The following is a 25,083-nucleotide window of genomic DNA, read 5'->3' as shown; positions in this document are numbered from 1 at the left end:
GCAATTACATATGACCTTCAAAAACAATGAACATCTTCATATGAAAAGAATATTACTTTTTTGCGTTTACTTTAGTTTTATCTGCAGTTGTTTTTCACAGATTATTTCCGGGAAAATTCAGACTGAAAACGGAAATCTGATTTCTAACGTTAATGTCTATCTCGACGGAACCAAAATCTCAACAGTTTCTACAAACGATGGCAGTTTTCAGCTGGATGTTCAGGGACAAAAAAGCGGCAACCTGATTTTTCAGAAAGATAATTATGAAACGAGCATTTTTCCGTTGAATCAAGCCATTGGAAAATCGGTAAAAGTGATTATCAATCCTGTTAAAGAAATTGAGGAAGTTGTTATTATTCCTTACACAGAACAGGCTTACAAAGATTTTATCAATTACTTTCTGGATAGATTTATTGGATTTGATAGAGAAGGAGTTACCATAAAAAATCAAAGAACGCTTAAGTTTTCTTTCGATAAGAAAAATCAGTTTCTAAGAGTCAAAGCGCCCCAGACCTTGATTATTGAAAATAAAAATCTGGGTTATAACATTCAATATAATCTCATCAACTTTGAAGCAGATTTTAAAAACAAAACCAATAGTTATTTAGGAACTTCTTTTTTCAAAGAAACCAATAGTAAGAAAAATGTAATTCTCAACCGGATGAATGCTTACCAAGGTAGTTTGATGCATTTTTTCAGAAGTCTTTATAATAATGAATTAGAAAAGGAAGGTTTTGTCGTCAACCACGCCAAACGAATCCCAAATCCAAAATATCCAACTGAAGCTGAATTACAAAAACTGGAAGATTATTTCAGTTTTGTAAGAACTCAAAAAGTGATGAATGTAAATCTATCGCCGGAGTTGGAAGAAATCTCACAGCGAAAAAATAAAAATTCTCCATTCGTCTTAGCAATTCTAAAGACGAAAATCAAAGAATCTGATTTCACGAAACGTAAAGATGGCAGACTTTTCCTTGATTTTGATGACTTACTGATGGTCAATTATCAGAAGTATTATTACGAAATCAAGAAAGGTGAGTTCATCAAATCGGCCAATGCTGTTTCGCAATCGTCATTGATACATCCCGAAGCGGCAGAATTTGAGATTTTTCCGGAAGGTATTTGTTCGGAACCGGATTTGTTGATTCTGGAAGAGAGTTTTTCCCAGCAGAATGTGTCTAAAATATTACCTTTGGATTATCAGTTTGGGAATTGATTGATAACGCAAATGAACAAAAACTGAATCAATTGTAATGTTTTTAAGTCGCAAAACATAATACGAAAATTAATTCTTGGCGACTTAAAGCAGAATGAGAAAAGATCCATTTTGCGCCTTTGCGATAAAATTTATAGTTCTTTCTCAAAACAAACACTATTGTCAACACCAATATACTGACCGTAATTCGGAATGATTTTGTAACCACATTTGTTGTAAAGTGCAACGGCCTCGATTTGTCTTTTTCCTGTTTCAAGAACTGTTTTTTTGTAACCTAATTCTTTAGACCAAATTTCCAATTCCTTTAAAATAGCTGAAGCTAAACCTTTTCCGCGCTTTTCAGGTAGCGTGAACATTCTTTTGACTTCCATAGATTTTGAATCCAATTCTTTGATAGCGCCACAAGCAACAGCTTCGTCATTATCATAAATAACGACACAATTTTTCAACATATCGATTTTGTTGTATTGATGGTAAAAATCGTGTTCATCACCATCCATCATAGCTAGATATGTGTCGAGTTGTTTTACGAGAATTTGAAAGTCTGGATTTTCGGAGGTTATTCTGAGGGTTTGCATTAGCAATGTTATTATATTAAGTAAAAATGCTTCGACTCTGCTCAGCACGACATCTTTATTATTAACATTTATTTTTAAAATTGTCAGTCTGAACGGAGTCGAAGACTTTGTCTGCTGAGGTTTAATTCACCACAAATTTCCTTTCTCTAATCAACTCAGCAATTTTCAAAATATCTTCGCCAATCAATCGGTCGTCTTCCAGTTTTGGAACAACGGAACGAATTAACTCATAATTTTTCTCAACAATTTTAGAACATTTTGCAGGTCTTCGGAATTCCAAACCTTGGGCAGCGAACATTAATTCAATTGCTAGAATATTTTCCAAATTCCCTAAAATCTGATTGAATTTTCGACCGGAAATACTTCCCATAGAAACGTGGTCTTCCTGACCTAAACTTGTCGGTATAGAATCTGCAGAAGCCGGGAAACAAAGCGTTTTGTTCTCTGTAACCAATGCTGCGCTAGTATATTGCGGAATCATGAAGCCAGAATTAAGCCCAGAGCTTTCTACTAACAATTTCGGTAAGCCATATTTTCCTTCGAGCAAAAGATAACTTCTTCTGTCAGAAATATTTCCTAATTCTGCGGCTGCCAACGAAGCATAATCCAAAGGCAAAGCCATCAATTGTCCGTGGAAATTACCGCCGGAAATTGATTCTTCTGCGCTTAAAACAATAGGATTGTCGGTTACAGAATTCAGTTCTGTTTCGGCCATTTGCTTCAGATGTTCGAAAGCATTTCTACTCGCACCGTGAACTTGTGGAACACAACGCATAGAATAAGGATCCTGGACTCTGTCACAGAATTCGTGAGACTTTAGATTGTCTGAATCTTTAAGGAAATTTCGCATTCTTTCCGCCACTTTTAGGCTTCCGGCAAATGGACGAATCTCGTGCAATTCTTTCTTGAAAGGGCTTGATGAGCCACGATAAGCTTCAAGACTCATAGCTGCTGTTAAATCTGCTAAATCTAAAAGATATTCGAATTTTGCAAGACCTGTAATTGCATGAGCCAAAATAAACTGAGTTCCATTAATCAATCCCAAACCTTCTTTAGGTCCTAATTTTAACGGTTGAAGTTTATGTTTTTTCAAAACTTTAGCCGTTTCAACAATTTTATCATTTTCCCAAACCTGGCCTAATCCTAAAAGCGGCAAAACCAAATGGGCCAACGGTGCCAAATCTCCTGAAGCTCCAACAGAGCCTTGCTCTGGAACAACTGGGATAATATCCAGTTCCAACATCAGAATCAATCGCTCGATAACGTCCAAAGAAACGCCCGAATAGCCTTTCGACAAAGCGTGGACTTTGGAAATCATCATTATTTTGGAAATGTCTTTATGAATCGGTTTTCCGACGCCAACAGCATGCGAAATAATCAAGTTATGTTGAAGTTGAGCGGTTTCTTCTTCTGAAATTTTAACATCGCAAAGCGGTCCAAATCCTGTATTGATGCCATAAACCGTTCTGTCAGACTCCACAATTTTTCTGACATTCTGTTGCGATTTTATGATCTGGTCTTTTGATTTTTTATTGAGCTTGGCTTTGGAAGGATTTTTTAAAATCTCTAAAACATTCTGATATTTAAATTGGTCGATTCCGTAAATCATCACTGAAAAATTTTGCCTAAAAATACACTTTTCGGGAGGAATATTATAATGATTTTATATTTTATCACTATTGATTAGGTAGAAGGAAAGTTATAATTATTAACCAGCAGCTCCAATACAAAAAGGGAATCAGACTTAACATTAACCAAAGAAAATTCCATTTTTTGGTTTCGCGAAATTCTAAGAAAATGAATAAAGAATTAATGAATGAAAAGGCAATTGATAATCCGTTTAAGATCATCGAAGCAGTTATTCCAACTTGCCAAACAATCCTAAAATCAGTATATCGGAAATGATAGACTAATTTCGGTGTAATCAAAGCCAGCAAAAATGCGACTAGTAAAATTATTGTATATTTTTTATAACTGTAGACAACGTGTTTTGTTTCCATCAGATTTAAATCAAAATCTCAATTCCTTCGCCTGGCGAATATGCGCCAAATGATGCCGACAATGCCAGCTGTAAATCAAGATATTTTCTTTGAGCGAAATTCTTTCTGATTGTTCCGGATGAATGAATTCTTTATTCAAATCTTCTTCACTCAAAGTTTTCAAAAGATAAACCCATCTTGCGTGCAAAGCTTCCAAAAGTTGCAATGAAACCAAAGGCGAGAGATTGTTATCAGACAACTCTGCCCATACACTTTCTTCGTAAGGTTTGATTGTTGGAACATTTTCCGTCAAAGCCAGTTTGAATCTTATATAGCTGTTGATATGACTGTCGGCGCAATGATGAACCACTTGAGTAGTTGTCCAACCTTCTGGTCTGTATCTTAACTGCAGTTCTTCTTCAGTGAGATTTTGAATCTCAGCATTAACGAGACCCGGAAAATTTTCAATATCTGAAATAGCAGAATCGATGATTTCTTTGGTAATGAATTCTGGTTTGATGAATTTTCCGACAGGATATTTTAGTTCGTCTAAGTTCATTATTTTAAATTCTTCATCAGGATTGCTTCCATTTTCTCATAACCTAATTTGTTGGGATGGATTCCGTCCTCAGCAATTTCTTTAGGCAAACCATTTTTCTCATCCTTTAAAACAGAATGGTAGTCCACGTAAGTGATATGATTTCTCTGCGCATAATCTTTTATCATTTTATTCAATGCAATGACTTTATCAGCAGGCTGCATATCTTTTCTCCAAGGGAAATCGTAAGCGGGCAGAACGGAGCAAAGAATCACTTTGATGTTATTAGCTTTTGCCAATTCTGCCATAGAAACAATATTTCCGAACACTTTATCCAAAGAAATCGGACCTTGATTTTCTGCAATATCATTAGTTCCGGCAAGAATAATCACACGTTTAGGTTTCAGTTTGATCACATCTTCCCGGAATCTCAAAAGCATTTGCGAAGTCACTTGTCCGCTGATTCCTCGTCCTACAAAATTATTTTTTGTGAAAAATCCCGGGTCTGTAGCAAACCAACCTTCTGTGATAGAATCGCCCATCAAAACAGAATTTGGAGCAATATTTTGAGAAAGAACTTCTTGGTTTTGTTTCTGGTATCTGCCAAAATTGGCAAAGTCTTGAGCGTATGACATTGTTGAAAATAATAATAAGGCAAATGCTATAGATTTCATATTTCTAAATTTGATTATCAAATATATGAAATGACAGTAGAGAAATTTCTTTTTTAACTACAAAAGTCACAAATGAAATAAGCAAATGAAAGTCAGCAGTATTTTTTGTAAACTAAAACTTATGTGTCTTTTGTGGTTTTTGAAATAATAAAATCAATAATTTTACAAAATGGAAAACACTTCGAAAGACCCTTTGCACGGAAAAAGATTGGATGCAATTCTGGAAGAATTACTAGAATATTACAAAGGTTACGGCGAATTGGGAAAACAAATCAACATCAAATGTTTCACCGGCGAAAATCCAAGTGTCAGTTCTTCTCTCAAATTTCTTCGCAAAACACCTTGGGCAAGGGCAAAAGTGGAGAGTTTGTACCTCTACGTTTTGAAACAAAAGAAAAAGCAATCAAAAGAATAAAATAACCACAAAAGTCACAAAGAATTTTCAATAAAAAACTTTGTGACTTTGTGGTTGAAAATAATTAATCCAAAAATTCCCCAGTCACATAAAACCAGCGATTCTGAATCATTTTGAATTGTGACAACTCGTGATGAACGTGAGGATTTCCTTCTTCATCATTATAAAAAGCTTTGAACTCTACTTTATTAGTTGAAGGTTTATCGACAATTTCCAGCTTCACCCATTCATTGATTTCACCCCATTCCTGCAAATCCTTTTTGTTATGGAATTGCCTTTTGTTGGGAGAAGTCGTTTCCCAAAGATAGTCGCCGTTTGGGATAGCAAATGCAGAAAATCTTGAACGCATCAAAGCTTCTGCTGTTGGAGCAAATTTCTCTTTCAGATGATAAGGCTGACAACAATCTTCGTAGGGCTTTCCGGAACAGCAAGGACAATTCATTTTCTAAATTTAATTGATTGATTCAAAAACCCTTTCAGAAATCGAAGATTACACGAAGTCAATTTAAAACTCTGAAAGGGTTAAATATTAATATTCTAAAACTCTCGAACACTAAAACTTATCCAAACGCTCTTTTCAGTAAGCTCTCAACCTTTGGCTCTCTTCCACGGAAGTTTTTGTACAGTTCCATTGGATTTTTGGTGCCGCCGGAAGAGAGAAGAATTTTATATTTCGCAGCAATCTCCGGATTAAAAATTCCATTTTCTTTGAAATACTGGAAAGCATCCGCATCTAAAACCTCAGCCCATTTGTAAGAATAATAACCCGCCGAATAACCGCCTTGGAAAATATGTGAGAAACTTGGACTTGCCGCAGTTTCCGGATTGCTCGGGTAAAGATTGGTTGCCGCAGTTTTCTCCACTTCAAACGCTTTCACACTTTTATTCTCCAACGCTCCAACTTCTGTATGATAAGCCATATCCAATAACCCAAATCCAAGCTGTCTCAAAGTCTGATAACCTTCCATAAAGGATTTGCTTTGAGATAACTTCTCGATTTTTTCGGTTGGAAGAATTTCTCCGGTTTGATAATGTTTTGCGAAGGTTTTTAAGAATTCTGGTTCATAGCAATAGTTTTCCAGAAATTGGGAAGGCAATTCTACAAAATCCCATTTAACCGAAGTTCCTGAAAGATTCGGGTATTGCGTGTCTGCTAAAACACCATGAAGTGCGTGTCCGAACTCGTGGAACAAGGTGGTTACTTCCTGAAAAGTCAGCAAACTTGGGGTGTCTTTGGTCGGTTTTGTAAAGTTGCAAACGACCGAAATATGCGGACGGGAATTTTCTCCATTTTGTTTGTATTGATTTTTATAACTCGTCATCCAGGCGCCGGCACGTTTCCCTTTTCTCGGGTGATAATCAGCGTAGAGTAGAGCTTTATAATTTCCGTTTTCTGTGATTTCGTAAGTTTTCACATCCTGATGATATTTCTGAACATCGGTAATTTCTTTAAACTCTAATCCGAATAATTTTCCGGCTAATACAAAAACGGCTTCCTGAACTTTTTCCAATTTAAAATAAGGTTTCAGTTCTTCATCATCAATATCAAATTTTTGTTTTCTTAATTTTTCTGCGTAGAAAGTGTGGTCGTAGCTTTGGATGTCATCGATTCCATCAGCTTTTGCCAAAGATTTTAATTCTTCGATTTCTTTTTGAGCGTAAGGTGTTGCTTTTTCAAGAAGTTCATTCAAAAATTCAAAAACTTTTGCCGGCGATTGTGCCATTCTTTCCTCAAGAACAAAATCAGCATAATTTTTATAACCAAGCAATTCTGCTTTTTCCTGACGAAGTTTTACAATTTCTTTAATCAAATTCTGATTGTCAAATTCGCCACCGTCAAAGGATTTTTTTCCGTTTGCTAAAGCTAATTCTTTTCTCAATTCACGATTTTCAGCGTAAGTCATTGCCGGAAGATAGCTTGGGTATTGCAAAGTAATCACATAACCTTCCAAATCTTTTTCCTTCGCATCTTCTTCGTATTGCTGAAGAATCGCTTCCGGAATTCCTTTCAGTTCGTCTTTATCTATAATGTGTTTAAAGTAAGCGTTGGTTGAAGCTAAAGCATTTTGCCCAAATTGAAGTGACTTGATAGACAAATCCATATTGATTTTCTCCAGTTTCTTTTTGTCTTCTTCATTGAGCAATGCGCCGCTTCTTACAAAACCTTTGTAAGTTTCATTGAGTAAAGTTTGTTGCTCTTCATTTAAAGACAATCTGTCTTTTTGGTCGTAAACGTTTTTGATTCTTTCAAACAGTTTTTCGTTTTGAGAGATTTTGGAAGAGAATTCTGTCAGCAAAGGCGAAACTTCCTGAGCAATTTTCTGAATCTCATCATTGGTCTCAGCAGAATTGATATTGAAGAAAATATTGGAAACTCTGTCCAGTTGTTCTCCTGAAAAAGCCATTGCTTCAATTGTATTTTCGAAAGTCGGTTCTTCTGAATTATTGGTTATTCCATCAATTTCTTTTTCAGATGTTTTGACTAATTCCTGGAAAGCTGGCAGATAATGTTCTTCTTTGATTTCCTCGAAAGGCGATGAGGTATATTTGGTGTTGAATTTTTCTAAAAGTGGATTCATAAAGATGAATTATTAATGATAAATTATAAATGATTTTCTGTGTGTCGTAATTGACAAATTTAGTACCTAAAGTTGAAAGTATGACAAAATTGCGCCCCGACTTGAACGGAGCTCATTTTTTTATTGCAATGTCCGAAATTTCTATTGTTGGACTAACTTTCTTTGCAATAAAAAAATAGCGGGAGTGGAAGGCGGATAAAGGCGCCCAAATTAACAGTAGTAAAAAGGAAAATGAAATATTATCAGAGAAAAAGTTTTTGTGTTCAAATTCTTTTTAGATTTGTTTTAAACTTAAAACTAATTTATTATGAAGAAATTTCTAAAAATCATTAGCGTCATCGTGGCAATAATCATCGTTTATTGCGTGATTGCTATGTTGTTTTTTGACAGTAAATGCCATAACGAACAATCTCTCGTTATCAATTCTCCGAAAGAGAAAGTGTGGCAAAATGTGAATTCTATGAAAGCTTTCAACACCTGGAATCCCTGGATGAAAATGGATCCGAATTTGACAGTAACTTACAAAGGAAAGCCTGGTGAAGTGGGCGATGGCTACCATTGGAAAGGAAATGATGATGTTGGTGAAGGCGAACAGGAGATCACAGCAATTGTCCCAAACGAAAAAGTCGCCACAAAAATGCATTTTATCAAACCAATGGATGATAATGCGACTTCGGATTTGCTTTTGGCTTCTGAAGGTTCCGGAACCAAAGTTACCTGGACAATTGATTATGAAATTGAAACGCTTTTCAAACCAATGAAACCGCTAATGACCTGGCAGATGAACAAATCGTTCTCGGAAGGTCTTGGAAAACTAAAAGCACTTTCTGAAAAATAAAAAACAAAAAACGCCTCAGCTAGCTGAGGCGTTTTTTGTTTGATTTGAAAATTTATTTTGTCTTATTTGATGATTAACTTAGAAACTGCCAAACCTTCATCAGATTTTAGTTGTACTAAGTAATTTCCTGTTCCGATGCCGTTTACGGAGAATGTTTCGTCTCCTTTAGCGGATTTTAGTCCGAAAGATTTTACCATTTTACCATTAAGGTCATAGATGTTGATTTGCCCGTTTTTAGCTTTGTTGTATCTGATTTTCAATAATCCGTCTGTTGCAGGATTCTGAACGATTTGCAATGATGTTTTATTCGCATCAATCTTCGTTTCGTCCGTTGCCAAAGCGGTTTGATTTCCATAGATTCTAAATTCTCCCGGTTGAAGAACTACTGTTGTAGAGCCATTGGCGTTCATAGAAGAATTGTCCATTAGATTGTACCAGTTTCCGGCATAAGGGAAATTAGGCGTAACAGTCTGAGCTGTTGTTGTAAAGTTGGCAACTACCACTACGTTTTTCAAAGAACTTGCAGGCAAGGCGTCATTCCAAACATAGATTCTAGGTAAAAGATTTCCTGATTCTACTGTGAAGGTTGTTGTATCAAAAACCTGGCTTGATAATCGGATTGCTAAGATTTTTGACCAAGTGTCGTAGATTGCTTTTCTGCTTGCGTCTGTATCATAGCCTAAAGTAAAGGCTACAGGTTTTGGAGAAGTTCTGCAATCGTTGCTAATGGTTCCGTTCTCACATCTGTTGATACTGAATTCGTAACCCAATTCTCCAAATTGCCATAGCATCTTAGGACCGGGAACTGTGAAAAAAACGGCACCAAATGCTTTTTGTCTCTCAAGAGCAGTTGCTAATATTTTTACACTGCCATTACCGTAAGTAAGATTTTTATACATCAAACGCTCTTCATCATGACTTTCTCCATAAGCGACATTTCTTCTTTCTGAGAATCCATGATTTTCAAAGTCGATTCTGTTGAAGTTGCTATTAGAATCGTAACCCATGGTGTTTTGACCAAAAGGTCCTGTGAGGTTGTCCCACATCATTACACCCTTTCCTTCATTAACACGGTAGTTTGCCCATTGTTGCTCTTCTGCATCTGTTCCCAGGTGCTCAAAAATAACATATGATGTTGGATCATAAGACCATTGATAATCTGAATATAATTTCAATACATCAACTCTGTCTTGTTGATAAGCGCCGGTACAAGCTTCATCCGAAGGTGTACAGTTTTGAGTGAATCCTTTTGTAAGGTCCCAGCGGAATCCGTCAATTTTATATTCTGATATCCATTGCTCAAGAACTCTGTTTACATAATATCTTGTTTCAGCTTTTGAATGGTTGAAATCATAGAATACGCTATAGGCATGCTTAGCAATCTGATTGAAATAAGGGTTATTGGATGCGACATCACCATATCCTCCTGTTGTACTTGTGGACCAAAGTCTTTCTAATGGAGATCTTCCTGTAGCATGATTTAGGGCAACGTCCAGAATTACTGCTATACCATTTTGGTGGCATTTGTCAATGAATTCCTTAAATTTCTCAGGTGTTCCGTAAGCTTTGTCCAAAGCTAAATGGAATCCCGGGTTATATCCCCAGGAATTATTTCCGTCAAATTCCATTACCGGCATTAACTCGATGGCATTAACATTCAATCCTTTGATGTAAGGGATTTTGTTAATCATAGACTGCCAGTTTTGCTCAGCGGTAAAATCTCTTACCAGGGCTTCGTAAACAATAAGATTTTGTTTTGCAGGTTTTTGGAAATTAGTTACAGTCCAGTTATATGCTGGTTTTGCTGTCTGGATCACAGATACATCGTATTGCTGTCCTGCGGGATAAGCAGGTAGTCCCGGATACGTGTTGGCAGAAATCCAAGGATCATCATCAGGAGACAAAACTAATGTTGAATATGGATCGGCAACTTTTACGCCGTCACTTGTTCTATACTGGAAAGTATAAATCTGCTGTGGTGTCAGTCCTGTAATTTCTAACCAATAAAGATTGGAATTAGTTGCATCTCTTTTCATCAGATAATTGGAAGAAACCTGCCAATTATTAAAACTTCCGATGACATGCACATAACTTTTGAAAGGCGCGTATAAAGCCAATCCAACTTTTGTAGGATCATTAGGATCGTAGCTGATACCTTGTCTCATGTATGAAGGTATTGCTGCAGTTTGCACAGTTGGAGTTGGTGATATAGAAAATTTGGATGTCAAAACAGTACCATCCGCAACGCTTGTTGCAGTTAATTCAATTTGATTATCAGTTGTAATATTATACGCAGTAAACATAGATGAAACATTGTTTGCCGTATATATGGTGTTTCCATTAGCCTTCACTACAAAATTTGCAGGTAAAGATGTGCTGTAAGAAATAGGGTAATTGTTTCCGGAAGCAATGAAATTTACAGATCCATTCTTGGGTGTAGTTGTTGCAAATTGGAATTTCCCGACTTCGGAGTAGATGTCCTGAGATTGCCCGTTACCTGTTTTAGTTTTCAAGAGAAAACCGATTCTTCCAAGACCAGTTCTGTTGTAAAATGTTTTTGGAACAAAGGTAATGGTGTAAGTATCATTACCGGAATTATAAGTCAATCTGTTTGCCTCATTGGATGAAGCCCAAGTCCCATTGGTAGGACAATCCTGGCTATTGGCATCATTAATATCATATGACCAGGACCAGAGATACAAAGCATTGTTTGAAACACCCCACGTAGATTCGTTGATGCTACTTCCATTAAAAGTAATGGTAATCGATTCATCTTCATTAAAAGCAGCAGGACTGATCGAATAGGTCACGGTCTGTTGCTGCGCAAATGTTGAGATTGCAATGAAAAATGCAATCAGATTGTAAAAAATTTTCATAAGTCTATATATAAGTTCATAAATATAGACTTTTTTCAGAATACAACATGTATTTTTGATTTTATGATATTTTTATAATTAATTAATTGATTTACAGGGGTTAAATTATTTATTTTAATAGCTGGTATAATTGTTTTGTTAATTTTATTTTAACTGAAAATTAACGGTATGGTTCTAATTGAGATTAATTCTCTTAACTGATATTTGTGTTATTTTGTAAAATAATATGTAATATATTTTTATAGTTCACATAAATTTCTATAAATTTACGACCAAGTAAAAAATAATAAACATTTTATTTTTCATTAATCATAATTCTGATATGTGATATATTTGATTTTAAATCAATATGTTATTTTGATTAATTAAATGTTTGTTTTAAATTGCAACAAAAATCAATAACTAAATATTATGAAGAGTGCATCCGAATCAGGTTACCATCTAGACGGAGTTGATAAAGAGATTATTTATATGTTAATGGATAATGCTAAAACTTCTCTTGCACATATCTCCAAGCATGTTGGGATTTCTACCACGGCAGTTCATCAAAGAATCAAAAAATTAGAACAGGCAGGTGTTATAGAAAACTCTATTTCTTTCCTTAATCCAAGAAAAATAGGTTATAAGGTCGTTTCTTATATCGGCGTTTTCTTGGAGCAGCCAAGCCATTATCAAGATGCAATCAAAAATCTGAACTTGGTAAATGAAGTTGTAGAAGCCCATTACACCACGGGGAATTACACCATATTTTTAAAAGTGCTTTGTAAAGACAATGACCATCTGATGCAGATTCTTAACAAGATCCAGAAGCTGAAAGGTGTTACCAGAACAGAAACCTTTATCTCTCTGGAACAAAGCATCAACAGGCAGCTGAAAGTGTAACTCAGGAAATTAAAAATATACAATAACACATTCTACGGGATGTGTTTTTTGTTTTTGGAATAGTTCAAAAATAATTTTAATAGATATAAAACATTTGTAGATAATTATTAAATTTACCACTCTCTCAGTTTCGTATTGAGATTTAATTTAAAATCAATTTCTATGACAAAAGTTCTGGAAAAAAACGGAATCCAAAATAGATCTTCCCATACTTTGGAAAGAAACGAAGGTATCCCTTATAATGAGAAATATTTTGATGAAATCAACATCAATAGAAGTGCAATTGACCGACGTGTAAACACACTTCCGGGAAGAAGAAGCGTTAAAAAAGAATATCAGGCGGCCTGGCTTTTAAAAGCGATCACCATGATAGATTTGACAACACTAGCCGGAGATGACACGCGTGGTAATGTTTTTCGTCTTTGTGAAAAGGCAAGAAATCCCGTTCGTCACGATATACTGGAAAAGCTTGGAATGGCAAATACTAATTTGACGACAGGAGCAGTTTGTGTTTATCACAATTTGATTTCTTACGCAAAAGAAGCTCTGGGAGGCAGCGATATTCCTATTGCTGCGGTTTCTACAGGTTTTCCTGCAGGTAAGAATTCAATCGAAGAAAAAATTGCCGAAATCAAAAGATCTGTTGCTGCCGGTGCTACGGAAATCGATATTGTGATTTCCAGAGACCTGGTTTTGGAAAGCAAATGGAAAGAATTGTATGATGAAGTGAAGCTTTGCAGGCAGGCTTGCGGTGATGCACATATGAAAACCATACTTGCAACCGGAGAAATCCCGACATATACCAAAGTGGCTAAAGCAAGCTGGGTGGCGATGATGGCCGGTTCAGACTTCATCAAAACATCTACAGGTAAAGAATCTGTAAATGCAACATTGGCTGTGAGCCTGGTCATGATCCGTTGTATCAGGGATTATTATCAATTGACAGGTGTTAAAGTGGGGTATAAACCGGCTGGTGGTATTCAGAAAGCAAAACAGGCTTTAGATTATCTCATTCTAATAAAAGAAGAATTGGGCGACGAATGGCTGAATCCGGAACTCTTCCGTTTCGGAGCAAGTTCTCTGTTAGGCGATATCGAAAGACAGCTGGAGCATTACGTTACCGGAAGTTACTCGGCAGGATACAGACATCCGATGGCTTAAGCTTTAAAATTGTTAAACTTATTGAAATGAATTAATCAATAAATAAAATAAAAAACAACCATTAAAACAAAAAATGATGAAGAAATTAAAATATTTTCCCATTCTTCTATTATTAGGAAACCTTTCTTACGCCCAAGCCCCCAACATCCAATGGCAGAAATCTTTGGGAGGGAGTTTAGAAGATCGAGGAGGAATAATCAAGACTACCTCGGATGGTGGTTACATTGTGGTTGGGGGATCTAACTCTACCAATGGAGATGTCATAGGAAACCACGGAGCTAAAGATGCTTGGATTGTAAAGCTCAACAGCACAGGGGCCATTCAATGGCAAAAAGCCTTAGGGGGGAGTGGTAATGATATAGCAAATTACATCCAGCTTACCTCAGATGGTGGCTACATTGTAGCAGGACAATCTAATTCTACCAATGGGGATGTTACAGGAAACCATGGTGATTATGATTACTGGATTGTTAAACTCAGTAGCACTGGCATTATCCAATGGCAGAAATCCTTAGGAGGCAGTGCTTGGGATAATGCTTGGTCTATTGAGCCTACCTCAGATGGCGGTTACATCATCGCAGGAGATTCTTATTCTACTGATGGTGATGTTACAGGAAACCACGGAATTGGTGATTATTGGATTGTAAAGCTCAACAGCACAGGGGCCATTCAATGGCAAAAATCCTTGGGAGGGAGTGGTTATGACTTTGCAACTAGCATCCAGCAAACTCCTGATGGGGGTTACATTGTAGCGGGATCTTCTGATTCTAACAATGGCGATGTTACAGGAAACCACGGCGGAAATGGTGATTATTGGATTGTAAAGCTCAATAGCGCTGGAGCTATCCAATGGCAAAAGACGTTAGGGGGGAGCAATAATGAAATTGCAGGTGACATCCACCCAACCTCTGATGGGGGGTATATTGTAGCAGGAGGTTCTTATTCTACCGATGGAGATATAACTGGAAATCATGGTAGTGGTGATGTTTGGATTGTAAAGCTCAATAGCATAGGGGCTATTCAATGGCAAAAATCCTTGGGAGGAAGTAACTACGAAAAAGCAAATTCCATCCAACCCACCTCAGGCGGAGGATACATTGTTGCAGGGGTTTCTAATTCTACTAATGGTGATGTAACAGAAAATCATGGTGATAGTGATTATTGGATTGTAAAACTCAATAGCAATGGAACGATGCAATGGCAAAAAACATTAGGAGGTAATGGTATTGATTACGGAAATGCTATCTTGCAAAACTTAGATAATAGCTACATTATAGCAGGACAATCCAGTTCTACTGATGGAGATATAATAGGGAATCATGGCAGCTATGATTATTGGATCGTCAAACTCAACCCAGAAAATCTTGCAACCCAAGAGAGTGTGGCCAAGAATAAAATTTTTGTAGAAAATCCTGTAAAAAACATGCTTAATATTGAGTCCAAAGAGAATATTTTGGCTTTGCAATTATTTAGTACAGATGGCAAACTCATTAGAAGTTCCAATAATAAAAATATGCAAGTATCGGATCTTCCAAAAGGGAATTATCTACTAAACATACGACAGCAAAACGGTAAAACCGTTTCGGAGAAAATCATAAAAGAGTAATCAACCCTCGGTAAATAATGTAGAATGACAGCCAAAAAATTAGAAATAAAAAAAATCTTTGCTGAGTGAAACGCCTTTGCGAACTTAAAAAATAATAGTAGTTAAAAAATCTTTGCGCACTTTGCGTTCATAATTTTAGAAAATGGAAATAAAAGAAATATTCGACACCATGGTTTACGGTCCCGCTCCGGAAAGTGCAGCTCCGGCTGTTGATTATCTGGAATCTCACAACAGAACTTTCGATTTATTCATTAACGGAGAATGGACAAAACCAAGTTCCAAACAATATATGGAGTCTCACAATCCTGCCAACAAAGAGCTGCTTGCAAAATTTGCAGAAGCTGATGAAAAGGATGTGGACAAAGCGGTAAAAGCGGCAAAAGAAGCTTTACCAAAATGGGCTGCTCTTAGCGGTTTCGAACGTGCAAAATATCTGTACGCAATCGCGAGACAAATCCAGAAACATTCAAGATTGTTTGCAGTTTTGGAAACTCTGGACAACGGAAAGCCAATCCGCGAAACAAGAGATATTGATATTCCAATCGTAGTCAGACATTTTTATCACCACGCAGGTTGGGCGAAACTGAGGGACACCGAACTGAGGGATTACAAAGAAGTTGGTGTTATCGGGCAAATCATTCCTTGGAATTTTCCATTGATGATGCTCGCCTGGAAAGTAGCTCCAGCTTTGGCAATGGGAAATACAGTTGTTCTGAAACCGGCTGAATATACTTCTTTAACGGCATTGCTATTTGCGGAAATCTGTGAGAAAGTCGGACTTCCGAAGGGTGTTTTCAATATCGTTACAGGAAAAGGAACAGTTGCAGGAACAGCTTTGGTCAATCATAAAGATGTCAACAAGGTGGCATTTACAGGTTCTACGAATGTTGGGAAAATCATCAGAAGAGAAATTGCCGGAAGCGGTAAAAAAATCTCTCTGGAATTAGGAGGGAAATCACCGTTCATCGTTTTTGAAGATGCGGACATCGATTCTGCGATCGAAGGCATTGTGGATGCGATTTGGTTTAATCAAGGCCAGGTTTGTTGCGCCGGTTCAAGATTATTGGTTCAAGAAAGCATTGCTGAAAAATTCTATGCAAAACTAAAAGACAGGATGTCAAACCTTCGTGTCGGAAATCCAATGGACAAAGCAATTGATATGGGGGCCATTGTGGATGAAGCACAATTCAAAACCATTGATAAACTGGTGAAACTCGGTATCACTGAAGGCTGCGAAATCTATCAGGCAAAAAATGCAGTTCCTAAAAACGGATTCTTCTATCCGCCAACTTTATTTACCGATGTTTCCACTTCAGCAACAATTGCCCAGGAAGAGATTTTCGGGCCTGTTCTTGTAGCAATGACTTTCCGTTCTCATAACGAAGCTGTAGCTTTGGCAAACAATTCGAGATATGGTTTAGCAGCAAGTGTATGGACGGAAAATATCAATCTGGCATTGGATGTGGCTCCGAAGATCAAAGCTGGTATGGTCTGGATTAATTGTACCAATCAAATGGATGCTTCTGCCGGATTTGGCGGTTATCGCGAGTCGGGATTTGGAAGAGAAGGCGGAAAAGAAGGCTTATACGAATATGTTAAGCTGAAGATCGAAGATGAATTTTCTTCCAAACCAATTGTGCCAAAAGCAGTAAAAACAAAATCGGAGAAAAAATCAAAATCTATTCTGGAAGATATTGACAGAACTTCCAAATTATATATCGGCGGAAAACAAGCTCGCCCTGACGGCGGTTACAGTTTAAATGTCACAAATGCTTTTGGCGAATATATCGGCGAAGTTTCCGAAGGAAACAGAAAAGATATACGGAATGCGGTAGAAGCGGCTCATGCAGAAAAATCATGGGCAGGAATGACAGGCCATGCAAGAGCGCAGGTTTTATATTATATTGCTGAAAATCTGGCCATCCGTTCGGAAGAATTTGCGGAGAGAATTATGGAAATGACCAATCAATCTCTGGAATCTGCTGAGGAAGAAGTGGAAAAATCGATTGAAAGAATTTATACTTACGCGGCTTTTGCAGATAAATATGATGGGCAGGCGCATTCAACCGTTCAGAGAATGGTGACGCTGGCAATGCCGGAAGCCGTAGGTGTGATGGGAATTGTTTGCCCGGACGAAAATCCTTTGCTTGGATTCATTTCAACGGTGATTCCTGCAATTGCAATGGGAAATAATGTAGTTGTGATTCCTTCTGAAAAACATCCTTTCTCGGCAACGGATTTTTATCAGATCCTTGAAACATCCGATGTTCCCGGCGGAACGGTAAATATCGTTACCGGCCACAAAGATGAGCTGGCAAAAGAAATGGCGAAGCATTATAACATCGACGGAATCTGGTATTTCGGAACGAAAGAAGGCTGCAAAGACATCGAGTTTTTGGCTGCAGACAGTATGAAACGCACCTGGCTAAATTTCGGAAAATATAGAAATTGGTTGGATAACGCTCAGGGCGAAGGTGAAGAATTCTTGCGTCACGCTACAGAAATTAAAAATATCTGGATTCCTTACGGCGCCTAAGAAGAATTTAAATTTTAATATATAAAACAACCTCCCGAGAAATTTCGGGAGGTTTGTATATGTAATTACTTATACTTTATAGCCTTATCAACCTCAACAGGATTGTTGTATTTTCTTATAATGGCCTGCAGATTTTTTACCTGTGCATTCAGTTCTTCGATATTGCTGATTTGCTTTCCTCCGATATTAATATTCAGGTTTGGACTGCTTTTCAAATTGGTTCTTTCAAAAGAAAAAGGATCATTGTAAAAATCCATTAGTAACTTTTTCTTCTGTTTTTCATTGATAACAACAGCTTTGTTTCCAAAATTCGATTCCAGAAAATCATCTGTTGCGAAATTGTCGGAAAAGTTTTGATTTTTAACAAGCTTATAGATAAAGTTATTTTTATCATCCTGAATCTCAAAAATCAAACCCGGTAATCCACGAAATTTATAAGGTCCTTCATTAAAAGGAATATCCTTGTTGAACCAGGCAATCCAATGCCGCCCTCCAAAATCAGCTGTTGCTTTCTGAAGATTATAATCATTATATTTCTTGGTCTCATTTTCAATTTTCCAATTGATGATATCGGTGGTTTTATAAGAATAATAATCAAATTTGATATTAATGAAATTTTCGTTTTCGGAAGAGCCGTTTTTTCTCTTGACGATCTGTCCCGTCATATCGACGTGTTTATTATCCATGTTTCCAAATTTTTTATTTAAGGAATCGGCAATCAAAAGATTTCTTCCATAAAATTTGGTTTCGTTTTTATTAATATCCAATATCATATAGAATTTTTGATGCTCATTTTCAGTAGAATCCATTTTTAATTGTAATTCATAAATATATCTGTGTGTTTGAGCCTGGAAAAAACTTCCGATAAGCAGACAAAATAACATTATTGTTTTCATAACTATTGTTGATTCATTTCAAATCAAATATAATTATTTATACAAAATGTTTTTCTCAATGCCCATTAAAAAACTCCAGCATTGTTGCTAAAGCATTTTCAGAATGCATCAGTTCACCATTTTCAAGAGATTCTTTAGCTGCAATCGAGGCTCTTTTCTGCATATTCTTTTCGTAAACCGAAATGGCTTCCGTTAAAGAATTGTACATTCCGGAAGTCAGACATTCGCTCAGATCCAATGCATCCAGCATTGCCATATTTGCGCCTTCACCTGCAAAAGGAGGCATTACGTGAGCGGCATCTCCAATCAGCGTGAGGTTTGGAAGAGTTTTCCAGGTCTGGTCAAACGGAACGCAATAGATTGGTCTTGGAACGAAAGGTGTTTCAGCACTTTCAAACAATTCACACCAGATATGATTCCATTCAGGGTAATTGGTTTTGAACCATTCCAGAATTTGTGTTTTATCAGAGTAGTTCAAGCCATTCGTTGAAGCCCAGTTTTCATCGGATTTAAAACTTGCATAGAAACCAATATCACCATTCCCTTTCTGTCCCATCAACAGATTTTTCGTATTTCCGAAAGCCATTATTTTTCCGCCTTTCAACAGAGTGTTGATATTCGGTGCAGTTTCTTTTGCATTGTAGATATTCCCTTCCAGCATTGTCACGCCGGAATAGAAAGCTTTGATATCAGTTATGTAAGGACGGATTTTAGAATTCGCGCCATCGGATGCGATAACAATATCTGCATAAGTTGATGAGCCGTTTTTGAAATGCAATCTCCAACCTTTATTTTCTTTTTCCATCGAAACAAAATGGCTGTTCCAAACAACGGTTTCTGGCTGTAAAGATTCCAATAATATTTGTCTTAGAGTTCCACGGTCAATCTCCGGACGGAAATGTTCGTGACCGAAGTTTTCCTCAACTTTAGTTTCGTGGTCACTGAAGAATATTTCTGCCTGCTCGTTCATTATCAGTTTTTTATCGGCGCCGGGAAGAAAATTTTGTTTGAATTCTTCCAGCAATTCCGCTTTTCTGATTGCGGCTAAACCTGAATCGTCGTGCAAATCCAAAGGCGAACCTTGAACACGTGCATTTTTATCGAAGTCTCTTTCATAAACTTTCACATCAGCACCTTTCAATTGTAAAAGACGGGCCAAAGTCAATCCACCGAGACCGCCGCCAACAATGGCAATTGATTGATTATTAATTAGCATAATTTTAAATTTTATGCTGCAAAGTTATTGGGTGTGATAAACCAAAAATTGTAAAAATCGGTCGTTTTGATTTTTGAACAATTCTTTGGGAGAAACGCCGGAGAGTTTTTTGATTTCTTTGATGAAATGAGATTGGTCCGTGAAATTAAGCTGCGGAGAAAGCTGGCCGTCTTTGATATGATGAAGCGAAGCCTGAAAACGCAAAATTTTGCAATAATATTTTAACGAGATTCCCAATTGCTTATTAAAGTAGCGATTGATTTGACGTTCATTCCAGACTATTTTTTCAGCGAGTTCTTTGATGCTGATTTCTCCGTTGGTTTCAAAAATTAAATTGAATAATTTCCTTTTCCTCTCGTCAATTTCTTTCGGTAAAAGTGATTGGATTTTCTGGTTGGCTTTTTCACAAAACAATTCAAAATTATCTAAATCACTAATACTAAAGTCCCAGAAATTGTCAGGTAATTCTTTTCCGCTATCTACCAATTCCGAAATGGATTGATGAAGAACATATTCCAAAGCTAACGGGTTAAAACTGATAGCGAAAAAAAATTCAATTTTTCTTTTGGGCATTGGTTTGGGCTTCGTTTCCAAACCCATTAAAATAATCTGGAATTGATTGTCGGTTGTTTTACAAAATAGCAAATCAATTTTCCCATTCGGAATAATCACACCTTCATTAAATCCTGACAAATTTTCTAATGATGAATAACAATAAACAAAATCAGTCAGCAACTGGTCTGGCTTGATGAGTTTGTATTGTAATCCGGTAGACATTTTTCAAATATAGAAATATTTCAGATTCAAAATCACTCCGCAACCCAAACACTCACATTCCCGGCAGGACAAAGAAAATTGGCCCAACCATTTTCATCAATCGTGACTTTGTCTTGCAAATGCCCGGTAAAATCATAAAACGTTTTTCCTGCATACCGTTTTCCTATCTCCATCGATTTTTGATTCGCATCTTTGTTACTCAAAACAACCGCACAACCCGGATGTTCATCATCACCTTCACGAGTCCAGCCGATGCAATGTGGGTCGTCAAAATAATCTCTTTGCTCACCATAAGCAAAATCTTTTCGGGCTCTGATGAGTTCTTCAATCGCATCCACTTTGTCCAGGAAGATTTCATATTCATTGCCATCTTTTCCGTGGTCTTTGTAACTTGTGCCGTACAGATCCGGATAAAAAACACAAGGATAGCCATCTTTTCTCAACAAAATCAAAGCATAGGCGATCGGTTTGAACCAGGTTTCAACGGGTGCTTCCAAAGCCTGAAGCGGCTGTGTGTCGTGATTATCTACAACGGTTACTGCTTTGTCCGGATGAGAAGCTACCAAAGTTTCATTGAAAATTTCTCTCAAATCATAATCCGGATTTTTAGACGCATTGTGCAGGTTATGATGCAAAGAAGAATCGAATAAGCTCATACAGCCTTCTGTAGAATCTATGTAGGCTTCCAAAAGTGGTAATTCTCCAGGCGCCCAATATTCTCCGACTGCAAAGATGTCTCTACCGGTATTGGAACGTAAAAGCGTAAGCCATTCTTTGTAAAAGTCAGGAGAGATATGCTTAACGGCATCTAATCTTACGCCATCAAAATCAGTTTGCTCATGATACCACTTTGCCCAGTGATTCAGTTCTTCTCGTACAAAAGGGTTACGGTGTTCGATATCATTATACATGAGGAAATCATAGTTGCCCATTTCATTATCCAGGATATCATCCCAGTTATCACCATAATCATTGATGATTCTGAAAATACCGTCTTCCTGTCCTTCAGCATAATCAACACCTGTAAAACAAGTGAAATTCCATTCAAAATCCGAATATTTTTTCTGCCTGCCCGGAAAAGTAAATTTGGTATAGGATTCAATTTCCATTACATCGGAGATTACTTTGTTGCGGTCATTGTAATCTACTTTCACGACTTGGAATTTCTCCAGTTCATCACCGCCTGCTTTGTGGTTCAGAACTACATCAACTATGACCTGGATATTTTTTTCTTTCAAAGATTTGATGGCTTCCAGGTAGTCGTCTTTCGTTCCGTATTTTGTAGCAACGGTTCCTTTCTGATCAAATTCTCCCAAATCAAAAAGATCATAAGGTCCATATCCGACACCGAATCCGCCATTGATCGCCTTATAAGCCGGCGGAAGCCAAATTGCTGTAATTCCTAAGTCTGAAAGATATTGTGCAGAATCTTTGGTATGTTTCCAAAGGAAAGAATCACCATCGGTATACCAATGGAAAAACTGAATCATAGTCCCATTCATAAGATTGTAGATTTTTTCAGATTGTTTGATTTGATGTTTCATGTTATGAAAATATCACGCCAAGAGAAATTTTCTGGATTAAGATTTGGACGCCTTTATCCGCCTTCCGTTCCCGCTTTTTTCTTTTTTAGCAAAAAAAGAAAAAGAGCTCCACTCAAGTCGGGGCGCGCTTCGCTATGTTGAAGATTTGTCATATATCCAAACTTAACATAAAATGAACTTTTTTTAGTTGCCTAATCATCAAACTCCATAAATGGAATTTTTAGCTGAACGGAAACCTGCTTTTTTTCTTCTGTATTAAGATTGGAAAGTGATAGCCCAAGCAAACGAATCGCTTTGTCAAAAGGTCTCAGCTCCCAAAGTTGTTTAGCGGTTTTATAGAATTTCTCTGCATTTTCGAAATATAATTCCTGAGTCTTACTTCTTGTATAAAGTGAAAAATCTTTGTATTTGATTTTAAGTGTCAGGGTTTTTCCCTGGATTTCTTTTCTTCCGAGACGTTCTTCCAGTTCCTGGCTCAGGGATTTCAGTTTTTCATCAATTTCATCATCTTCATTGATGTCATCCCAAAACGTTCTTTCAACAGCAACACTTTTTTGAATTCGGTTGGGTTTGACTTCTCCATTGTGGATTCCTCTAACTACATTATAATAATACCGTCCGGATTTCCCGAAAAGACCTTCAAGTTGTTCAAGGGTTTTAGCTTTCAGATCAGCACCTTTGAAGATGTGTAGCGTGTGCATTTTGTTGGCCGTCACTTTTCCGACACCGTAAAATTTTTCAATAGGAAGATTATCCAGAAATTCATTAATTTTTGTGGGATGAATGGTTTTCTGACCATTCGGTTTATTGATATCAGATGCGACTTTGGCTAAAAATTTATTAATAGAAATCCCTGCAGAAGCGGTCAGTCCAGTTTCTTCGAAAATGCGTTTTCGGATTTCTCTGGCAATGTCGTTGGCAGATTCGATTCCTTTTTTATTTTCAGTAACATCAAGGTAAGCTTCATCCAAAGAAAGTGGTTCAACCAAATCCGTATATTCGTGGAAGATGTTCCGGATTTTGTTGGAGATTTCTTTATAACGCTGGAATCTGGGTTTCACAAAAATGAGATGCGGACATTTTTCTTTGGCAGTTTTACTCGGCATCGCAGAACGCACCCCAAATTTCCTGGCTTCATAACTTGCGGCTGCGACCACACCACGATGTCCCCCACCAACAGCAATAGCTTTTCCACGCAAACCAGGATTGTCGAGTTGCTCCACAGAAGCATAAAATGCGTCCATATCTACGTGAATGATTTTGCGTTGCGATTGCATTGGAATTTAGAATAATATTTTACCACAAAAGGCACAAAAGAATATTTTGATTATTTTAAATTTAAAAGTAAGTTTTTGCACCTTTTGTAGTTATTACAAATTTAGATAAAAAAAATCCCGAAAAATATTCGGGAATGTCAATTGTTATTTTGTAAGCCTATCTATGGTGGATTGGAGTTCCGGGTCTTCCGGAGAAATCGCATAATATTTGGCGATATTCGATTTTTGATCCACCACAATATATCTCGGGATCCAGTTGAGATCTACATAATTATTGAAATTGTTTTTCCAGCCGGAAGCAAACCAGTAGTTTTCTTTGTCATTCATCTCGAATTTATCAAGGCTTTTATCAAAACCTTCTTTTGAACGTTCTAAAGAAAGGAAAACAAAATCGATATCTGGATTTTGAGCTTCTAATTCTTTGGCTTTTGGAAATACTTTCAGACAATCTTTGCACCAGCCTGCCCAGAAATCAAGAACCAAAACCTTTCCTTTGTGCTGTTGAAGAATATCCTTGATCGATATCTCTTTGCCATTTTTGTCCTGTAATTTTTGTGCTAAAGCTTCTTTGGAAAATTTGGTTTTCAGAACTTTTGGAACTTCCTGAGAAAACCCAAATTGGAATACAAATAGTAAGATGTAAACTAATATCCTCTTCATTTTTTAATTTTTTAGATGAACGAAGTTAATGAATAATACCGAAATATAATGTTTATAAGACTTGATGATGAAATATTTAATCCGTAAGGTATTGTAAAAATATTTTTGAATTTAACTGATATTGTTAAAATATATTTAATTTTGAATAAAAATAATTAATGGTCAATTCGGATTTCATTAAAAGTAAGTTTGAAAATTTTGATAACGGTTTTTATCAGGAACTCAAGGAGTATGGGATTTTTACTTCTGTTAGTGCTAAACAGGAATTGATTGCTGAAGGTGATAAGGTAAAATTTATTCCCATACTTATAAAAGGTTCGGTCAAGGTGTATAATTTGAATGACGGGAAAGAGCTCGTTTACTATTACATATCTCCAGGAGAGAGTTGCATCATGACGTTTTCCACAATTTTTACAGATAAGGTGAGCCGAATATATGCTATCTCGGAAGAAAAATCTGATATTCTGCTGCTTCCTGTTCCGCAATTCCTTACTTGGCTTCAAATCTATCCTCAACTGAATCAAATATTCTTCCTGGAGTATGATTCAAGATATAAATTCATGATGGAAACTATCAATAAAATTGTTTTCCAAAAGCTGGATCACAGGGTGTTGGAATATCTCCACGAAAGGATCAGAAGAAGTGGAACTGATGCCGTAAAGGTTTCCCACAAGAAGATTGCTGACGAATTGGGTACTGCAAGAGAGGTGGTCAGCCGTATTCTGAAAAAATTTGAAAAAGAAGGATTGATTACACAAAGCCCATCAGGAATAGAAATAATTGAAAAGCGGTGACTTTAGTCACCGTTTTTTTTTGTGAAGAGGTCATAATTTTG

At 36.8% G+C, this 25,083-nt stretch carries 21 protein-coding genes; 8 read left to right on the top strand and 13 right to left on the bottom strand.

The window, feature by feature from the left end:
* Window positions 1-40 precede the first annotated feature (40 nt).
* Complete coding sequence (locus tag AC5P2S_RS15275) at window positions 41-1,216, top strand: peptidase associated/transthyretin-like domain-containing protein (protein ID WP_494555486.1); 1,176 nt, start codon at window positions 41-43, stop codon at window positions 1,214-1,216.
* Window positions 1,217-1,347: 131 nt separating this feature from the next.
* On the opposite strand, the gene AC5P2S_RS15270 is transcribed toward AC5P2S_RS15275, so the two are convergent.
* The 4 genes from AC5P2S_RS15270 to AC5P2S_RS15255 all read right to left on the bottom strand — a co-directional run bounded on the left by AC5P2S_RS15270 (window position 1,348) and on the right by AC5P2S_RS15255 (window position 4,985).
* Complete coding sequence (locus AC5P2S_RS15270; RefSeq protein ID WP_494555485.1) at window positions 1,348-1,794, bottom strand: GNAT family N-acetyltransferase; 447 nt, start codon at window positions 1,792-1,794, stop codon at window positions 1,348-1,350.
* A 121-nt stretch (window positions 1,795-1,915) separates the two neighbouring features.
* A complete protein-coding gene (gene hutH / locus AC5P2S_RS15265) occupies window positions 1,916-3,403 on the bottom strand; it encodes a histidine ammonia-lyase (protein WP_494555484.1) in 1,488 nt (495 codons plus the stop codon).
* Window positions 3,404-3,804: 401 nt separating this feature from the next.
* Window positions 3,805-4,332, bottom strand: coding sequence for a YfiT family bacillithiol transferase (locus tag AC5P2S_RS15260; RefSeq protein ID WP_494555483.1), 528 nt, complete (start codon window positions 4,330-4,332; stop codon window positions 3,805-3,807).
* A complete protein-coding gene (locus AC5P2S_RS15255) occupies window positions 4,332-4,985 on the bottom strand; it encodes an SGNH/GDSL hydrolase family protein (protein WP_494555482.1) in 654 nt (217 codons plus the stop codon). The genes AC5P2S_RS15260 and AC5P2S_RS15255 overlap by 1 nt, the downstream gene beginning before the upstream one ends.
* A 169-nt stretch (window positions 4,986-5,154) precedes the next feature.
* Between AC5P2S_RS15255 and AC5P2S_RS15250 the strand changes: the two genes are divergently transcribed.
* A complete protein-coding gene (locus AC5P2S_RS15250) occupies window positions 5,155-5,400 on the top strand; it encodes a VF530 family protein (protein WP_494555481.1) in 246 nt (81 codons plus the stop codon).
* 64 nt (window positions 5,401-5,464) lie between these two features.
* Here AC5P2S_RS15250 and AC5P2S_RS15245 read toward each other — a convergent pair whose 3' ends face one another.
* Window positions 5,465-5,842, bottom strand: coding sequence for a YchJ family protein (locus AC5P2S_RS15245; RefSeq protein WP_494555480.1), 378 nt, complete (start codon window positions 5,840-5,842; stop codon window positions 5,465-5,467).
* Between the two features lie 118 nt (window positions 5,843-5,960).
* Window positions 5,961-7,979 carry a M3 family metallopeptidase gene (locus AC5P2S_RS15240; protein WP_494555479.1) on the bottom strand — a complete coding sequence of 673 codons (2,019 nt, stop codon included), beginning with the start codon at window positions 7,977-7,979 and terminating at the stop codon, window positions 5,961-5,963.
* Window positions 7,980-8,286: 307 nt separating this feature from the next.
* Here AC5P2S_RS15240 and AC5P2S_RS15235 point away from each other — a divergent pair, with 307 nt between their 5' ends.
* On the top strand, window positions 8,287-8,817 hold the full coding sequence (locus tag AC5P2S_RS15235) for an SRPBCC family protein (protein ID WP_494555478.1): 531 nt from the start codon (window positions 8,287-8,289) through the stop codon (window positions 8,815-8,817).
* A 62-nt stretch (window positions 8,818-8,879) separates the two neighbouring features.
* Here AC5P2S_RS15235 and AC5P2S_RS15230 read toward each other — a convergent pair whose 3' ends face one another.
* Entirely contained in the window at window positions 8,880-11,693 is a 2,814-nt protein-coding gene (locus AC5P2S_RS15230; RefSeq protein ID WP_494555477.1) for an alpha-amylase family glycosyl hydrolase, read from the bottom strand.
* A 411-nt stretch (window positions 11,694-12,104) separates the two neighbouring features.
* On the opposite strand from AC5P2S_RS15230, the gene AC5P2S_RS15225 reads away from it, so the two are divergent.
* The 4 genes from AC5P2S_RS15225 (at window position 12,105) to AC5P2S_RS15210 (ending at window position 17,878) form a co-directional block, all read left to right on the top strand.
* Window positions 12,105-12,575 carry an Lrp/AsnC ligand binding domain-containing protein gene (locus AC5P2S_RS15225; protein ID WP_283417747.1) on the top strand — a complete coding sequence of 157 codons (471 nt, stop codon included), beginning with the start codon at window positions 12,105-12,107 and terminating at the stop codon, window positions 12,573-12,575.
* A gap of 162 nt (window positions 12,576-12,737) precedes the next feature.
* Window positions 12,738-13,736 carry a deoxyribose-phosphate aldolase gene (deoC, locus tag AC5P2S_RS15220; RefSeq protein WP_494555476.1) on the top strand — a complete coding sequence of 333 codons (999 nt, stop codon included), beginning with the start codon at window positions 12,738-12,740 and terminating at the stop codon, window positions 13,734-13,736.
* A gap of 73 nt (window positions 13,737-13,809) precedes the next feature.
* Window positions 13,810-15,342, top strand: a complete 1,533-nt coding sequence (locus AC5P2S_RS15215; protein ID WP_494555475.1) for a T9SS type A sorting domain-containing protein — start codon at window positions 13,810-13,812, stop codon at window positions 15,340-15,342.
* 142 nt (window positions 15,343-15,484) lie between these two features.
* The gene (locus AC5P2S_RS15210; protein ID WP_494555474.1) at window positions 15,485-17,878 is read left to right on the top strand and encodes an aldehyde dehydrogenase family protein; all 2,394 of its coding nucleotides are present in this window, start codon (window positions 15,485-15,487) and stop codon (window positions 17,876-17,878) included.
* Window positions 17,879-17,943: 65 nt separating this feature from the next.
* On the opposite strand, the gene AC5P2S_RS15205 is transcribed toward AC5P2S_RS15210, so the two are convergent.
* The 6 genes from AC5P2S_RS15205 to AC5P2S_RS15180 all read right to left on the bottom strand — a co-directional run bounded on the left by AC5P2S_RS15205 (window position 17,944) and on the right by AC5P2S_RS15180 (window position 24,248).
* Entirely contained in the window at window positions 17,944-18,762 is an 819-nt protein-coding gene (locus AC5P2S_RS15205; protein WP_494557041.1) for a GLPGLI family protein, read from the bottom strand.
* A 67-nt stretch (window positions 18,763-18,829) separates the two neighbouring features.
* Entirely contained in the window at window positions 18,830-19,990 is a 1,161-nt protein-coding gene (locus tag AC5P2S_RS15200; RefSeq protein ID WP_494555473.1) for an FAD-dependent oxidoreductase, read from the bottom strand.
* A 24-nt stretch (window positions 19,991-20,014) separates the two neighbouring features.
* Window positions 20,015-20,767, bottom strand: a complete 753-nt coding sequence (locus tag AC5P2S_RS15195; RefSeq protein ID WP_494555472.1) for a DUF6597 domain-containing transcriptional factor — start codon at window positions 20,765-20,767, stop codon at window positions 20,015-20,017.
* 32 nt (window positions 20,768-20,799) lie between these two features.
* The gene (locus AC5P2S_RS15190; protein WP_494555471.1) at window positions 20,800-22,311 is read right to left on the bottom strand and encodes an alpha-amylase; all 1,512 of its coding nucleotides are present in this window, start codon (window positions 22,309-22,311) and stop codon (window positions 20,800-20,802) included.
* Between the two features lie 191 nt (window positions 22,312-22,502).
* Complete coding sequence (gene dinB / locus AC5P2S_RS15185; RefSeq protein ID WP_494555470.1) at window positions 22,503-23,588, bottom strand: DNA polymerase IV; 1,086 nt, start codon at window positions 23,586-23,588, stop codon at window positions 22,503-22,505.
* Window positions 23,589-23,732: 144 nt separating this feature from the next.
* On the bottom strand, window positions 23,733-24,248 hold the full coding sequence (locus tag AC5P2S_RS15180) for a TlpA family protein disulfide reductase (RefSeq protein WP_494555469.1): 516 nt from the start codon (window positions 24,246-24,248) through the stop codon (window positions 23,733-23,735).
* A gap of 158 nt (window positions 24,249-24,406) precedes the next feature.
* Here AC5P2S_RS15180 and AC5P2S_RS15175 point away from each other — a divergent pair, with 158 nt between their 5' ends.
* On the top strand, window positions 24,407-25,042 hold the full coding sequence (locus AC5P2S_RS15175) for a Crp/Fnr family transcriptional regulator (protein WP_283417756.1): 636 nt from the start codon (window positions 24,407-24,409) through the stop codon (window positions 25,040-25,042).
* Window positions 25,043-25,083: the final 41 nt, after the last annotated feature.

This window comes from Epilithonimonas sp. 33E (genome assembly GCF_059372615.1).
Note: the sequence above shows the minus strand (reverse complement) of the source record. Positions and strands in the feature narration are given on the sequence as shown.